Origin of the sequence: Treponema sp. Marseille-Q3903 (assembly GCF_014334335.1) — a bacterium.
GTDB lineage: Bacteria > Spirochaetota > Spirochaetia > Treponematales > Treponemataceae > Treponema_D.
The window spans coordinates 91,169-106,714 of record NZ_JACSEU010000001.1 but is presented as its reverse complement, the minus strand read 5'-3'; the positions used below and the strand labels follow the sequence as shown (position 1 = coordinate 106,714).

The 15,546-nt window shown below is 39.7% G+C and carries 13 protein-coding genes; 10 read left to right on the top strand and 3 right to left on the bottom strand.

Annotated features, from left to right (window positions below; all coding sequences use genetic code 11):
• Positions 1–4 precede the first annotated feature (4 nt).
• Positions 5–1,483, bottom strand: a complete 1,479-nt coding sequence (locus tag H9I37_RS00560; RefSeq protein ID WP_255422448.1) for an amidophosphoribosyltransferase — start codon at positions 1,481–1,483, stop codon at positions 5–7.
• Positions 1,484–1,571: 88 nt separating this feature from the next.
• Between H9I37_RS00560 and iorA the strand changes: the two genes are divergently transcribed.
• From iorA to H9I37_RS00530, 6 genes are all read left to right on the top strand, one after another.
• A complete protein-coding gene (iorA, locus tag H9I37_RS00555) occupies positions 1,572–3,323 on the top strand; it encodes an indolepyruvate ferredoxin oxidoreductase subunit alpha (RefSeq protein WP_187380545.1) in 1,752 nt (583 codons plus the stop codon).
• A gap of 2 nt (positions 3,324–3,325) precedes the next feature.
• A complete protein-coding gene (locus H9I37_RS00550; protein ID WP_187380544.1) occupies positions 3,326–3,892 on the top strand; it encodes an indolepyruvate oxidoreductase subunit beta in 567 nt (188 codons plus the stop codon).
• A 96-nt stretch (positions 3,893–3,988) separates the two neighbouring features.
• A complete protein-coding gene (locus tag H9I37_RS00545) occupies positions 3,989–4,585 on the top strand; it encodes an SAM-dependent methyltransferase (RefSeq protein ID WP_187380543.1) in 597 nt (198 codons plus the stop codon).
• Entirely contained in the window at positions 4,582–5,658 is a 1,077-nt protein-coding gene (locus H9I37_RS00540) for a M23 family metallopeptidase (protein WP_255422447.1), read from the top strand. Before H9I37_RS00545 ends, H9I37_RS00540 begins: the two co-directional genes overlap by 4 nt.
• A 144-nt stretch (positions 5,659–5,802) precedes the next feature.
• Positions 5,803–7,224: a lyase family protein gene (locus H9I37_RS00535; RefSeq protein WP_187380542.1), complete on the top strand. Its 1,422-nt coding sequence runs from the start codon at positions 5,803–5,805 to the stop codon at positions 7,222–7,224.
• 57 nt (positions 7,225–7,281) lie between these two features.
• Positions 7,282–8,850 carry a sodium:solute symporter family protein gene (locus H9I37_RS00530; protein WP_187380541.1) on the top strand — a complete coding sequence of 523 codons (1,569 nt, stop codon included), beginning with the start codon at positions 7,282–7,284 and terminating at the stop codon, positions 8,848–8,850.
• A gap of 11 nt (positions 8,851–8,861) precedes the next feature.
• Here the strand turns inward: H9I37_RS00530 and galT are convergent, their stop codons facing one another.
• Together galT and H9I37_RS00520 are read right to left on the bottom strand one after the other, a co-directional pair.
• Positions 8,862–10,388 carry a UDP-glucose--hexose-1-phosphate uridylyltransferase gene (galT, locus tag H9I37_RS00525; protein ID WP_187380540.1) on the bottom strand — a complete coding sequence of 509 codons (1,527 nt, stop codon included), beginning with the start codon at positions 10,386–10,388 and terminating at the stop codon, positions 8,862–8,864.
• Between the two features lie 26 nt (positions 10,389–10,414).
• A complete protein-coding gene (locus tag H9I37_RS00520) occupies positions 10,415–11,332 on the bottom strand; it encodes a homoserine O-succinyltransferase (RefSeq protein ID WP_187380539.1) in 918 nt (305 codons plus the stop codon).
• A 67-nt stretch (positions 11,333–11,399) separates the two neighbouring features.
• Between H9I37_RS00520 and H9I37_RS00515 the strand changes: the two genes are divergently transcribed.
• Genes H9I37_RS00515 through H9I37_RS00500 form a run of 4 tightly spaced genes read left to right on the top strand, consistent with a single transcriptional unit; the run spans position 11,400 to position 15,546 of the window.
• Entirely contained in the window at positions 11,400–12,404 is a 1,005-nt protein-coding gene (locus tag H9I37_RS00515; protein WP_187380538.1) for an alpha/beta hydrolase fold domain-containing protein, read from the top strand.
• 23 nt (positions 12,405–12,427) lie between these two features.
• Positions 12,428–13,921 carry a peptidase U32 family protein gene (locus tag H9I37_RS00510; RefSeq protein WP_187380537.1) on the top strand — a complete coding sequence of 498 codons (1,494 nt, stop codon included), beginning with the start codon at positions 12,428–12,430 and terminating at the stop codon, positions 13,919–13,921.
• A 24-nt stretch (positions 13,922–13,945) separates the two neighbouring features.
• On the top strand, positions 13,946–14,692 hold the full coding sequence (locus H9I37_RS00505) for a hypothetical protein (RefSeq protein WP_187380536.1): 747 nt from the start codon (positions 13,946–13,948) through the stop codon (positions 14,690–14,692).
• A gap of 2 nt (positions 14,693–14,694) precedes the next feature.
• A complete protein-coding gene (locus tag H9I37_RS00500; RefSeq protein ID WP_187380535.1) occupies positions 14,695–15,546 on the top strand; it encodes a metallophosphoesterase family protein in 852 nt (283 codons plus the stop codon).

The following is a 15,546-nucleotide window of genomic DNA, read 5'->3' as shown; positions in this document are numbered from 1 at the left end:
GAGTTTATTCTCGACCGTTCCAGCAGTAAGTACAAAGATTACAATGGTCAATTCCTGTGGAATCGAGCATATCGTCCAAACGGTGAAAACGGAGAGATGTAAAATGAAGCTCTTTGCGAATCTCTTCTATCATCTTTGCATATTCAGGAGAATCCGGGTCACAATATTTTTGCAGTGTTTCCGGACTTACATCTTCGCCTTCAAATTTATTAATTATGCGTCGTGTAATCAAATCCATTTCAGATTTAGAACGGCTGAAATTTAAATATTTACATCCGTATAAAAGCGGCGGACATGCAGGCCTGATATGAACTTCTTTTGCGCCGCTAGCATAAAGGAATTCTGTTGTTTCTCTAAGTTGGGTTCCACGCACTATAGAATCGTCGATCAAAAGAATTTTTTTACCTTTAATAAGCGGTGGAACAGGAATCAGCTTCATGTGAGCAATCAAGTTGCGCTGTTCCTGATTTGTCGGCATAAATGAACGCGGCCAAGTCGGTGTGTATTTTATAAAAGGACGTGAAAAAGGAATTTCAGATTCATTTGCATAGCCGATCGCATGTGCAATTCCGCTGTCAGGAACGCCTGCGACAGAATCAGGTTTGACATAACCTTTATCGCGCTGTGCAAGGTATTTTCCGCAGTTGTAACGCATTGTCTCGACATTTACGCCTTCGTAAGATGCTGTAGGGTAGCCGTAGTAAATCCACAGGAATGTACAGATTTTCATTTTCTTACTGCGTTCTTGAAGAGTTTCAATACCGTCAGAAGTCATGAACACAATTTCGGCAGGACCAAGTTCATAGTAATCTTTATATCCAAGGTTTACATAAGCGAAGTTTTCAAAAGAAGCGCAGAAAGCCCCTTCCTTATGCCCAATCTGAATTGGCGTCCGTCCGAATTTGTCGCGGGCACAGTAAATTCCGTCATTTGTCATGATCAACAAAGACATTGAACCTCTTATTTTTTCTTGTACGTACTTGATTCCTTCAAGGATTGTTTTTTTTTGATTTATCAGTGCGATTATCAGCTCTGTCTGGTTGATTTCGCCGCCGCTCATTTCAAGGAAGTGTGTGTAACCGCTGTCAAGAACTTCTTTAATCAGTTCGTCTTTGTTTGAGACAATTCCAACTGTCGTGATTGCAAAATTACCAAGGTGCGAATGAACTAACAATGGCTGCGGTTCAAAATCGCTGATGCAGCCGATTCCAATGTTCCCGCGAAGTTCTTCTATATCTTTTTCAAATTTAGTTCTGAATGGTGAATTCTGAATATTGTGAATGGAGCGTATGATTTTCCCATCGGAACCGACCACAGCGAGCCCACCGCGTCTTGTTCCCAAGTGTGAATGATAATCTACTCCGAAGAATAAATCCAACGAACAGTCACTTTTTGAGGTAACCCCAAAATATCCGCCCATAATCAGATTTCCTTTTTCTAAAAAATATGGACACATTATAGTGATTTTTGGTGTTAAATTCAATTCTTATTATTTACCAGAATTAAATTTAATTGTAGAATTGCAGTATATTTAAATAAAATCAATCTAATTATCCAATTGAGGTCATCGAATGAAACAACTGATGCTAGGCAACGCAGCGGCAGCACGTGGACTTTTTGAAGGCGGATGCGAACTTATATCAAGCTATCCCGGAACTCCAAGCACGGAAATAACTGAAGAAGCAGCAAAATTCAAAGAAATATATTGTGAATGGGCCCCAAACGAAAAAGTTGCTTTTGAAACTGCATTTGGTGCAAGCCTTGCAGGTCGAAGAGCTTTTTGTGCCATGAAACATGTCGGTTTAAATGTTGCCGCAGATCCTCTTTACACTGCAAGTTACTCGGGAATAAATGCAGGGCTTGTCGTTGGAGTTGCTGATGACCCCGGAATGCATTCAAGCCAAAATGAACAGGACAGCCGTCATCACGCAATCGCTTCAAAAATACCGATGATAGAGCCTAGCGATTCAGAAGAGGCAAAAAACTTTGCAGCGATGGCTTTTGAGATAAGTGAAAAATTTGATACGCCTGTTTTGTACAAAATGTGCACGCGCGTTTCTCACAGTCAGAGTATTGTGGAAACTGCGGAACGCTTTGTGCCTGAGCATAAAAAATACGAAAAAAATGTTCAAAAATACGTAATGGCTCCTGCCAATGCAATCCGCCGACATCCTTTTGTAGAACAGAGAATGAAAGATATAGAGACTTGGTCTGAAACTAGCGGAATCAATAGAATAGAGATTGCGAAATCTCAATCTACAGGTGATGAGCCCGATGGGATTGGCGTTATAACTTCTTCAACATGCTATCAGTACACAAAAGAAGTTCTAGGCGACAGCGTAAATGTCTTAAAACTTGGAATGGTGAATCCTCTTCCGGGTAATATGATTCGCAACTTTGCTAAAGGACTCAAAAAAATCTTCGTCATAGAAGAGCTCGACCCTATTATTGAAAATTTTTGCCGTACACTTGAACTCGGAATAGAAATTCATGGAAAAGATATATTTCCAATCTGTGGAGAATTCAGCCAGAACATGGTTGCCGCCGCTCTTGGAAAACCGGTACATGAAGGAAAAAAATTAGATGTTGCGATTCCTGTGCGTCCTCCAATTATGTGTGCCGGTTGTCCACATCGTGGAATGTTCTACGCATTGAATAAGCTCAAAGTTACTGTTTTTGGAGATATCGGATGTTATACGCTCGGCTCTGTTGCTCCTCTTTCTGCAATGGACGTTACGCTTTGTATGGGGGCATCGTTCAGCGGACTTCATGGATGGAATAAAGCAGGCGGTCAAGAAAATGAAAAAAAATCTGTTGCAGTAATCGGAGATTCAACTTTTATGCATTCAGGCATGACTGGACTCGCAACAATTGCATACAATCAGTCTAATTCAACTGTCATTGTCCTCGACAACTCAATCACAGGGATGACAGGGCATCAGCAAAATCCGACAACAGGTAAAAACTTATATGGGGAACCTGCAGGGCGGATTGATTTGGAAGCTTTGGCACGTGCGATGGGAATAAATAGAGTTCGCGTAGTTGATCCGTACAATATGGCAGAATGCGAACAGGCAGTCCGCGAAGAAATTGAAGTTGATGAACCGAGCTTAATCATCAGCAGACGTCCTTGTGCATTATTGAAAGGAGTAAAAACATATCCTCCTCTTGTTGTAAAGGAAGATAAGTGCGTTTCTTGTAAAATGTGTATGAAGATTGGATGCCCTGCAATTGCAATGAAAAACGGCAAGGCAAAAATCAATCCTACTTTATGTACAGGATGTGCTGTTTGCAGTCAGATGTGTAAATTTGGAGCGTTGTGATTATGGTAAAAAATATAATGATAGTTGGAGTTGGTGGGCAAGGCGCATTGCTTGCTTCTAAAACGTTGGGACAAGTTTTGCTCGATGCAGACTATGATGTAAAAGTCAGCGAAGTTCATGGGATGAGCCAGAGAGGCGGTTCTGTTGTGACTTATGTTCGCTATGGCGACAAAGTTTATTCCCCAATCGTAGATAAAGGCGAAGCTGATTTTATCGTTTCGTTTGAAATTCTCGAAGCTGCCCGCTATACGGAATATCTAAAAAAAGATGGACAGATTGTTGTAAATACACAGATGATAGACCCTATGCCAGTAATAACAGGAGCTGCTGAATATCCTGAAAACCTGACGGAAAAAATGAAATCTGCCGGATTTAAAGTTGATGCTGTAGATTGCCTTTCCATTGCAGAAGAGGTCGGTTCTACAAAAGCTGTGAACATTGTTCTGATGGGACGGCTTTCAAAATATATGGACTTTCCTGAAGAAGCGTGGATTCGTGCTATTGAAAAACTTGTAAAACCTCAGTTTTTTGAGATGAATAAGAAGGCGTTTATTCTTGGAAGAAAATAAAGATATAAAAAGCAGCGTCGCCTCGATTTTCAGCGCAGCTCGACGACGGCAAAAAATGCTCAATTTTCATTAAAAATCTTCCGAAAATCTATATATATGCCGGCTAACAGTTATGAAAAACCAGATTTTTGGTCTCAAAAAGCGTTTTCTGAAGGATATCCTGCGCGCTCTGTTTACAAGCTTAAAGAGATTGACGAAAAATTTGGAATGATAAAGAAAAATTATACAGTTCTCGATTTAGGGGCTGCACCCGGCAGTTGGACTACTTTTCTTTTGAGAAAAATGGAAGGAACGGGAAAAGTTGTTTCCTGCGATTTGAATCAGCTTTCAAAATCTGTAAAAGGAGATAATCTTCTTTTTATTCAGGGTGATTTGAACGCACCTGAAATTCGAGAACAGATTGCAGCAGCAGGTCCTTATGATCTTGTTGTCTGCGATGCCGCTCCTAAGACGACCGGTAACAGAACTGTTGATACGGCACGTTCTGAACAACTTGTAGAAATGGCTGTTTGGTATGCACAATCAATGCTAAAAAAAGGTGGAAACTTTTCGGTTAAAATCTTTCAGAATGGCGACCAGCAGCGAATTTTAAAATCGATGCGGGAAATATTTACGACAGCCAAAGGGTTCAAACCTGAAGCGTGCCGTGCAGAATCATTTGAAACGTATTTAATTGGGATTGATAAAAAATGATGAGCGATAATAATGACTTTCTTTCTAAAAGAATACAGTGTATACTGTTGAACATAATAAATGGTTTTAAGATGATTTTTAAGACACGTTCGGTCGATGTGATTTGCCTTTCGGTTGCTGGCTTTTGTGCAGGTGTATTTTTAACTTGCGGTATTATAAATGCCAGACGTGCAGAGACTCGCCATGGTGTCGGCGGTTTTGAAACAGCTGTCGCACCGGAATACGAAGAAAATTTAAGTTCTCTGCTTGAAGAAGACGATGCAGCCTCTGCGGAAAGACTCGTTGCACAACAAGATTCTTTAGATTCAGGCAAAACATCATCTGATGAAGAATCTGTCATCACGTATCAGACATACCGTGTAAAATCAGGAGATATGATCGGTTATATTGCGGACGCTTTTGACATAACCCAAGATACAATCATCAGCGTAAATAATATAAAACAATCGCGGCTAATTCAGCCGGGTCAGTACCTGAAAATTCCATCGATGACAGGGATTATCTACACTGTAAAAAAATCAGGCGAAACGCCGGCTGCAATCGCAGAAAAATACGAAATAAATGCGGAAAAATGTGCAAAAGTAAACTTTTTGGACAAAGATACTGAGTTGTCTGCCGGTACTTCTTTGTTTGTCCCTGATGCAGAACTCGATTGGGTGACGCGTCAGGAAATCAACGGAGATTTGTTCCATAGACCTCTGCGTGCGCGCTATTGGCTTTCTTCTGCATACGGTTGGAGAGACTCACCATTCAATCCGGGAAAACGCACGTTCCACGGCGGGCTTGATATGGCAGTTTCAAACGGCACTCCAATTTATGCAGCACTCGACGGAAAAGTTACTGCAACAGGTTACAACGCAACTTACGGCAATTATGTAATAATTACGCATCATTCAGGATACAAAACTCTTTACGGACACATGAGCTCAATCAACTGCAGACGCGGAAACTTTGTCTATACAAACACGATGATAGGGCGAGTCGGTTCGACAGGTATGAGCACAGGTCCTCATCTTCACTTTACTGTCTATAAAAACGGAAAGACGGTAAATCCTCTTGGAGTTTTGAATTAAATCCGAAAGAATATTGCCTCCCCAAAGACAATATTTGCTCTCCCAGAAACAAGCAATATCCGCTCTCACATATTTTTTTAGCAATTGCCTGCCAACTTTGCGATACATATTCCTCAATTATTGTATTTTTGCTATATTCAATTTATGGAAACTCGTAACATTTTTGAAAACATTTCTTGTATTGACCACAGATACTCGTTGTCTGAATCCGCTGTTTTTAGCAGCCTATCAAACTACATTTCTGAAGAAGCTTCAGTTCGCTCTCATGCAAAATGCGAAGCAGCTCTCGTAAAAGCACACCTTAAGCTTCGTGGTAAATTGACTGACGAAGTTGCTGAAAAACTTGATTTTGTGGCAGCAAATATCGATCCTGAAGAAGTTTACAAAGAGGAAGAAAAAACAAAACACAATATCCGTGCTCTTGTAAATGTGATGAAGACAAAAGTCGATTCTGATATCGGACCTCTTATCCACCTTGGCGCTACGTCTGTTGATATTCTTGATACAGGGCTTTCATGCCGCATGCGCGATGTTACTCAAAAAGTCGTGCTTCCTGAACTTAAAAAACTTGAAAACTATCTTTGCGACATTGCAGAACGAGAATGTGCTACTCCACAAGTTGGGCGTACTCATGGGCAGCACGCAGTGCCTATCACTTTTGGATGGGAAATTGCAGAATTTGTCTCTAGGCTTGGGAAATCTATCATTCGAATTGAAGAGCTTTCCAAGCAGCTTGTCGGAAAGCTTGCGGGGCCGGTCGGCTCTTACAATGGACCTTCTATGATTGTAAAAGATCCTGAAGAGTTGGAAAAAACTTATGTAGAATTTTTAGGGCTTCAGCCTTCTGAATATTCTAACCAGCTCGTCGAGCCTGAAAACGTTCTTCGCCTGCTGCTTGAGATGAATGTCGCTTTTGGAATCATCGCGAATCTTGCAGACGACCTCAGAAACCTTCAGCGTTCTGAAATCGGCGAAGTTTTTGAATATTTTGCTTCGACTCAAGTCGGATCTTCGACAATGCCACAGAAACGCAATCCTTGGAACTCGGAGCACGTAAAATCTTTGTGGAAAGCGATGTGTCCGCGCGTCATAACATTTTACATGGATCAAATTTCCGAACATCAGCGCGATTTGACAAACTCTGCATCTCAGCGTTTTATTGCCGATTATGTAGCAGGCTTTACGATGGCAGTTGCAAGAATGAACAGCGTAGTCAAAGGTTTACAAGCTGATAAAGAAAGCATGGTCCACAATCTTGAAAATGCCGGTGGAAAAGTTAAAGGAGGAGTTCTTGCAGAACCTGCATACATTTTGCTCGGCGAAGCCGGATACAACGACGGTCATGAAGTTATCCGCAAAATCACACTTGAAGCGGAAAAGAGCGGCAAAACATTTTTTGAAGTTCTTAAAACTCACGAAAAAGAATTTTCTGATATAACGGCACAGCTCGAAAAACTTGGCATAGAAAATCCTTCAATGTTCTTTGAACATCCTGCAAATTACTGTGGACTTGCTGCCAAAAAGTCAAAAAGACTCGCTCAAAAATATCGCGAGCTGATGAAATAAAAAGAGAAAAACTGAAAAATATGTTTTACTATTTTTAGTTTTTTACAAATAAATATCATGGTTATAAAATTATTATTGCTTATCATTTTTTTTACTGTTTTCATTTTTGTTGGCATTAAATGCCGCTTTGCAAGCAAAGATGTAAACGGTTATGTTCTCGGTGGGAGAACTGTAGGTCCGTGGCTCACTGCGTTTGCGTACGGTACATCCTATTTTTCTGCTGTAATTTTTGTAGGTTATGCTGGTCAGTTTGGCTGGAATTTTGGCATCGCTTCTACATGGATTGGGCTTGGAAACGCTTTTTTAGGTTCTCTGCTTCCTTGGGTTGTACTCGGACGACGTACGCGAATTATGACTCAACATCTAAATTCAAAGACGATGCCTGATTTCTTTGGACAGCGTTTTGCTTCATCTGGATTAAAAATATCTGCTTCTGCTATTACCTTTTTATTTTTAATTCCTTATACAGCTTCTTTGTTCAACGGACTTTCCCGCCTTTTCAAAATGGCTTTTAATGTTGACTATTCTGTCTGCGTAATTGTAATGGCTGTTTTTACCGCCGTTTATGTAATCATAGGTGGCTACATGGCGACTGCAATAAATGACTTTATTCAAGGCATCATCATGCTAGTAGGCATTATAGCTGTTATCTATACCGTTCTCTCAAAAAACGGCGGATTTATGCAGTCGCTTGCATTGATGTCGGAAATTGAATCTCCTGTGATGAACGGCGCATATACATCGTTTTTCGGCCCTGACCCATTTTATCTGTTGATTGTTGTTCTTCTTACTTCACTCGGAACTTGGGGACTTCCGCAGATGGTCGGAAAATTTTATGCAATTAAAAATGAGCATTCTATAAAACGCGGCACGATGATTTCCACGCTGTTTGCAATTGTCGTTGCCGGCGGTTGTTTCTTTCTTGGAGGTTTTGCCCGCTTGTTTAATTCTGTTGAGCAGGTAAGAGAAAACGGATTTGACAGTATAGTTCCATCAATGCTGTCAGGGCTAGGCGATATGCTGATTGCGGTTGTTCTGATTCTCGTTCTTTCAGCCTCAATGTCTACTCTTTCTTCTCTTGTGCTGACTTCCTCATCAACATTGACTTTGGATTTTATCAACCCTCTGCGAAAAAAGAGATTGCCGGATAGTCAAAATCTGTTTGTTATGCGATTGTTCATCGCTGTGTTTATCGTGATTTCTGCCGTTATTGCAATTGTCCAGGCTAAATCAAAAGTGACATTTATTGCGCAACTGATGGGCATTTCATGGGGAGCACTTTCGGGCTCGTTCTTTGCACCATTTTTCTACGGGCTATATTGGAAAAAAGTAAGCAAAGCATCCGTCATTTCATCATTTTGTTTTGGATGCTCTATTATGATTGTCCAACTTTTTGTTTCGATTGGATTCATTGATTTTAGCGGTTCATTTTTTAACTTTGTTTTTAGAAATTCGCTTTATTCCGGTGTATTTTGCATGCTCTCTTCTTTGATTATTGTTCCAGTAGTGAGCCTACTTACACCTAAAACTTGTCCTGCAAATGTAGAAGAAATGTTTGCAGGCTACAACGCAACCCACATGGTCATGGCAAAAGAAATTTTGACAGACGAAAATGGAAAGCAATAAAAGAGCTGAATTTACTTGTTGAGATAATCGATAAATCTAGCAAAGCCGGCACTTCCTTCTGTTGTTCTTTTATAAACGCCGGCATCTTCCAGCACGCGGCTGAACACAATTCCAGTCTCCTGACGCAAAATTTCCGATAGTTCTGCATCTGGGAGGTCTTTGAGGTTTTTGTATTTTTTACAAAGTTCATCAATCCAGTCAGCGTGTTTTGAAAGAGCTTGGTCATCTCTTATGCTTCTACATGTCTTGATTGCAGTCTCCAAACCCAAAAGTTCATTTTTGAGGCGACCCGGAAGAATAGCAAGCCCCATCACTTCTATCAACCCGATATTTTCTTTTTTTATGTGATGAAGTTGCGCATGTGGATGAAATATCCCGAGCGGATTTTCTTTTGTAGTGATATTGTTGCGCAAAACCAAATCAAGCTCGTACATTTTTCCGCAGCGACGCGCGATCGGTGTTATCGTGTTGTGAACCTCACCCTCTGTTTTTGCAAAAATAAATGAATCTTTATCTGAATATTCTCTCCATGTATTGAGAATTTTATCGGCGGCATCGATGAGTTTTTCTTTGTCTTCACAGTCAATCCTGATTACGCTCATAGGCCAGTTCACGATTCCTGCACTTATTTTTTCAAAACCTTTGAGAGAAAATCGCTTTTCTATAGGAGCTTTTTCCATAGGGAATGAGTAACAGCCACCCTGAAAATGATTGTGAGTGAGGATCGAACCTCCGACAATCGGTAAGTCTGCATTGCTTCCAATAGTGTAGTGAGGAAATTGAGTTATAAAATCTAAAAGACAAGAAAAAGTTTCCCTGCAGATTTTCATCGGTTCATGCTTTGTGTCAAAAACAATGCAGTGTTCGTTGTAGTAAACGTAAGGAGAATATTGCAGATACCAGCTTTCACCGTTCAATTTGAGCGGAATAATTCTGTGATTTTGTCTTGCAGGATAGTTGATTCGTCCGGAGTAGCCTTCATTTTCTTTGCAGAGCAGGCATGCAGGATAACCGCTTTGTTTTGAGTTTTGAGCAGCCGCTATCGCTTTGGGATCTTTTTCAGGTTTCGAAAGGTTTATCGTGATGTCTAGTTTTCCGTAAGGAGTGTCTGTCTGCCATTTTAAATCTTTAGAGATTCTGTAACGGCGGATATAGTTTGTGTCACAGCTGAATTTGTAGTACCAGCTAGTTGCGTCTTTTGGGCTTTTTTCTTTGTAAAGTTTGTAAAAAATATTCACGACATTGCTTGGAGGCGGAACTAGCTGACCCATTATTTTCGTATCAAAAAGGTCTCTTGAGCTAACGCCTGTGTCTTCAAAAAGTTTATTTTCAGCAGCATAGTCGAGCATTTCTTTCAAAATAATTTCAAGAGTAGACTCATCGACATTCGGAAGTTTTGGAGCTGTAGGAGTTTCAAATCCGTCGAGATTAAAAAGTTCGAGCAGTTTGTTTTCTGTGTAAATTACATCTTCTTTTGCGATGAGGGAATTGCAAAGAGCATAAGAGACAAGTCTTAAAATATTTTCATAAATCGTCATACAAACCTCTTTTTTGTTTTGTGATTTTATTTAATCTCATCAATTGAAAAAGGTGTTGCCTGATATACGTAATAATTTAGCCAATTTGAATAGAACAAGTGTGCAGTTGCGCGCCAATAACTGGAAGGCATTCTGTTTACATTGTTTGTAGGAAAATAATTTTTTGGAAGAGGAACTTTCATTCCCTTATCTGTATCTCGGTAAAATTCTTGTGCAAGAGTCAGTGTGTCGTACTCGAGATGCCCGGTCATGAACACTTCTCGGTTATCGCTTGATTTTATGATTGTAACGCCGCTTTCTGCGCTTTCTGCAAGGATTGTCAACTCGCCGCATTTTTCGATATCGTGTTTGTCAAGCGTTGTGTGACGGCTTTGCGGAATTGGAAAAGTATCGTCGAATCCACGTAAAAGAGGGTCTCCGTCAACTGTGCGCTCGTTCATAAAAATGCCAGACATCTTGTGTTCGAGCGTATATTTTGGAATTCCATAATGATGATAAAGTCCTGCAAAACAACCCCAGCACAGATAGAGTGTAGAATATACGTTTCTACGCGCATAGTCCATTATTGAGCAAAGCTCGCTCCAGTAATCTACAGCTTCAAAATCAAGCAATTCAACAGGAGCGCCTGTTATTATCATTCCGTCATATTTATGTTTTAAAAGGTCAGATGATGGGATGTAAAATTTATTGAGATAGCCTTCATCTGTATTTTTACTCTGATGTCCTTCCATGCGGACAAGAGAGATTTCAATTTGAAGCGGTGTATTTCCAAGCAGTCGAAGCAACTGAGTTTCTGTGACTTCTTTTATCGGCATTAGATTTACAATTGCAATTTTTAGCGGACGGATATCCTGCGTAGATGCACGGCTGTCTGTCATGACAAATATATTTTCTCTTTCAAGAACTTGTACTGCAGGTAAATCTGAGTTCACTTTTATCGGCATGGAATCCTCCTTCAACAATTTTATGCATTATAGCAAAATTTATTCATATTTGCTATAATGACGCACTATGGAAAATCCTAACGACCGCAAAGGTGCAATAAAAAAATTAAAACTTTTGACTTTTAATTCAAAATCAAATGTTGATACTTTTCGTGCAAAACTTGATGAAGGGTTTAAATCGGTTTTTCTTCCGAACGGAGTTGAGTGCAATGAATGCAAATACGGAAACGTTGTCTGTGACGTCCTTGCACCGGAAATTTATGCATCTAATCGTGTGATGCTTTATATCCATGGCGGTTCTTATGTAGGCGGTTCTCGAGATGCTTACAGAGGGTTTTGTTCTTCACTTGCGACAAAATGTTATTGCCGCGTAGTCTTGCCGGAGTTCAGACTTCCTCCGGATTTTCCATACCCTGCTGCTAACGAAGATATACAAAGCGTGTTCAAATCTCTATTTACAGAAGAGCAGATTGCGTGTTCTCTAAATGCAGAAAAAGGTTCAAAAAACATGTTGCCGGAATTTATCATTGCTTGTGACAGCTCTGCGGCGGCTATCGCATGTTCTTTAATTTTTAATCTTCGCGACAGGTACAGGACGTGTATCAAAAAAATCATCATGTTTTCACCATGGCTCGATGTTTCTCGCTCTTCAAAAATCATCTCGGCAAAAAAAATGTCGGATGAAGTCATAAACAGCGACATCCTCAGAAAAAGTTCTTCACTTTATACTTACGAGTCAAACACAAACAGCCCTTACATTTCTCCATTGCTTGCCGAAAAAGATGTTCTTGAAAATTTTCCACCTGTATTCATTCAGATGGGCGAAAAAGAAATTCTCCTTGACGGGGCAAAGGAGTTTAAACGTAAACTTGAAGAAACAGGTTGCAAGTGCCAGCTAGATGTCTGGACTGATATGATGTTTATGTTTCAGATGGCAGATGAATATCTTCATCAATCTCACCTTGCGCTCGACAAAGTCGGAAAAATCGTAACGTCGGACTGTGATTGCGGTACAGCGATTCAAATTGAAAACAAGCCAAAGCTGGAGCGCGGTCTTCGTTTTGAAGCGTAAATCAGTTTTATCAGGAGTTTATTGTGGAACTTTTGTCGCCAGCCGGAAATGTTGAAAAACTTGCCTACGCTTATTCTTACGGAGCTGATGCCGCTTATATAGGGCTGAAAAAGTTTTCTCTTCGCATAAAAGCAGACAATTTTTACGATGATGAATATAAAAAAGTGATTGCTCTAAAGGAAAAATATCATGGAAAACGGCTTCACTGCGCTTTAAATATTTCTTTTCACGATGAAGAAATCGATTCACTTAAAGAAAATATCGGTTATTTTAAACAGTACCCGATAGACGCTTTTATCGTTCAAGATATTGGGATTGTTCCGCTTTTGCAAAAAGAGTTCCCAAATGCTGAGCTTCACCTTTCTACTCAGGCGAGCTGCGTAAACTCGGAAGCGGTTAAAATGTACAAAAACATTGGCTTTAAGAGAATTGTGCTTGGCAGAGAAATATCTCTTGACCAGATAAAACGAATTAAAGATTCTGTGCCGGATATTGAACTTGAAGCTTTTGTACACGGGGCGATGTGCATCGCTTATGCAGGCAGATGTTTGATGAGCGCATATTTGACAGGACGTTCGGCACAAAGCGGATTTTGTTCTCATACTTGCAGATGGAATTTTAAAGTTGGGACAGATAAGAATGAAGTGAATCAGATAAAAAAAACAGATGAAGCTTTAGCAAAAAAAATCGCAGAATCAGGAATGCTTCTTCTAGAAGAACAGCAGCGTCCGGGCGAGTTTTTTCCTGTTTATGAAGGCGATGACTACACGGCGATTCTTTCATCAAAAGATTTACGAATGATTGAGCACTTAAAAGATTTTAAAGAAGCTGGAGTCGATTCTTTGAAAATTGAAGGGCGCATGAAAAGCGTTTATTACGTTGCAATGGTCACGCGTGCATATCGCAAAGCCCTCGATGCTCTTGAAGGAAAAATCAGCGTAGAAGAAGCCGCTCCTTATATTAAGGAACTTGAAAACGTCAGCCACAGGGCGAGCACGACAGGTTTTTATTACAACAAATCAGATGCGGACGAAACTACTGTCGGTGCAAGCGACAGCAAATATCAGCTTGCGGCAGAAATCGGCGAAGAAGTTTCAAGTGAAGCTTTTGAAAAACTCTACAAGGAAAGCTGCCGCCGTTACGCAGAGTTCAAAAAAAATCTTGATAAAATGCATCCGTCGGCTCGACAGGCGCGACTTAAAGATCTTGAAATTCACAAAGACCGCAATGTAGTTCCTTTTGAAAAACGCGAAGGCTGGAATATGTATTCCTGTACTGCCGTAAATATGATACAATCCCAAACCGAAATAGAATTTGTTTCACCTCAGTTCTGTTCTATCACAGCAAAAGCGGACGAATGGGAGATTATCAGTTCAGAGACAGGGCTTAAACTCAACTGGATATGTGATGGGCACCCTGCTGTGATTTATACAAAGTATCAATTGCCGGACGGAACTTTGCTTAGAACTTTAGATCCCGATTATGTTTCTGGACAGATTCGTGATACAGGAAGATAAAAAAGTAATATAGAGGAAAAATTTATGCGAAACTTTACCAAATATGCGATTTGTATATTTATTGCATTTATCAGTGAGTTTGCTTTTTGCGATGAAAATACCAAAAAAGTAAACTTCTTCACTTTTGAAAAACCTGCCGTTAAACTGCACACCGACATTCAGTTTAACGTTCTCCCCGATTTAAAAAATAGCGGAATCGGTTTTTCTGAAACAGCTCTTGTAGACATGAAAGAGCTTGTTTTTCAAGCCGGAATAAAACAGACAGAATCCCTCTTCGATGCTTCTGCGGAAGTTGTTTATTGGCCGACATTTAATAACTGGCTAAATTTTGGAGTTGGGGTTATCTATCACTTCTATAATTATCCGGATGAATTTCACGAGCACGACATCCTTGCGAGTTTTTACTTCAATTTTGATATATCTAAGGTTTTTAAACTTTATTTTAGAATTGGAAATGCGTCTAAAATTGCGGTTGTAAATGAAGTTTCAAAGGCGTATGGGCCTGTTTTAGAGCCTCTCATGGTTTCGTTAGATTTGATTGCCTCGTTTTACCCGGGCAATGGCTGGAGAATTTTTCAAACTTTTTCAACAAATAAGTTTTACGATTATCCGGCATTTGATACATTCTTCTTTACATTAGGATTTGATAAGCAAATGTCCAAATCTCTTGTTTTGGGATTCAACATCACTTCAAAATGGACAGATTTGGTGATTGTAAGCCACAATATGACTCATTTTGCGTGCAATATCGACTGTAAATGGAGTTTTTAATTATGATTAAGCTTCGAAAATTTTTAACAATTTTTACCTTTATTGTTTTTTCAGTTTTATTTGCAGGCTGTATGTGGAATACTGCGAATATCTTTAACAAGAGTTATTCAGTAAAAAATCGCTCTCCAGAATTTAAAAATATTTCAGATATAGATGGCAATGATTTTTTTAAGTCACTTGATGATTTTTATTTTGTAGTTATCTCTGATGTTCATATCGGATTTGCAAGGACAGCGCAAGGTGGTCCATATTTTCTCTCTCAACTTGATAAATTAAAAGCCGCAGGAAAAACCCCAAAATTTTGTCTTTCTCTTGGGGATTTAGTCAACTACGGTGTGGAATCTGAATTTATTCAGTTTAAAGAACTTTCTGATAAAATTGAAGCCTACGGTATAAAAATGTTCAATTCGGTTGGAAATCATGATGTTTATTCGGACGGCTACAAATACTGGAAAAAATATAATTATCCTCACTCAACTCTTTATAAATTTCAGGCTGGGAAATTCTCATTCTACTCTCTCGACACTGCCACCGGCAATATGGGAACTTTGCAACTCAAAATATTAAAATCTGAGATGGAAAAAGATAGCAATCCTAAAGTTGTCTTTTCTCATTATCCGATATTCTGTAAGTTTCCTTATTTTAAGATGGACGATACAACAGAGAGAAATCTTCTGATGAATCTATACTCACGCAATAACGCTAAACTTGTGATTTGCGGTCATCATCACGCTCCAGAGTTTATAGATTTTGGCGGATTTAAAACTTATGTCGCAGGCTCACTCGGCTATGACAAAGATTTTCTTTTATTTCACGTAAAGGGAACTGAGATTGAGCGAGTTATGATAGATTGA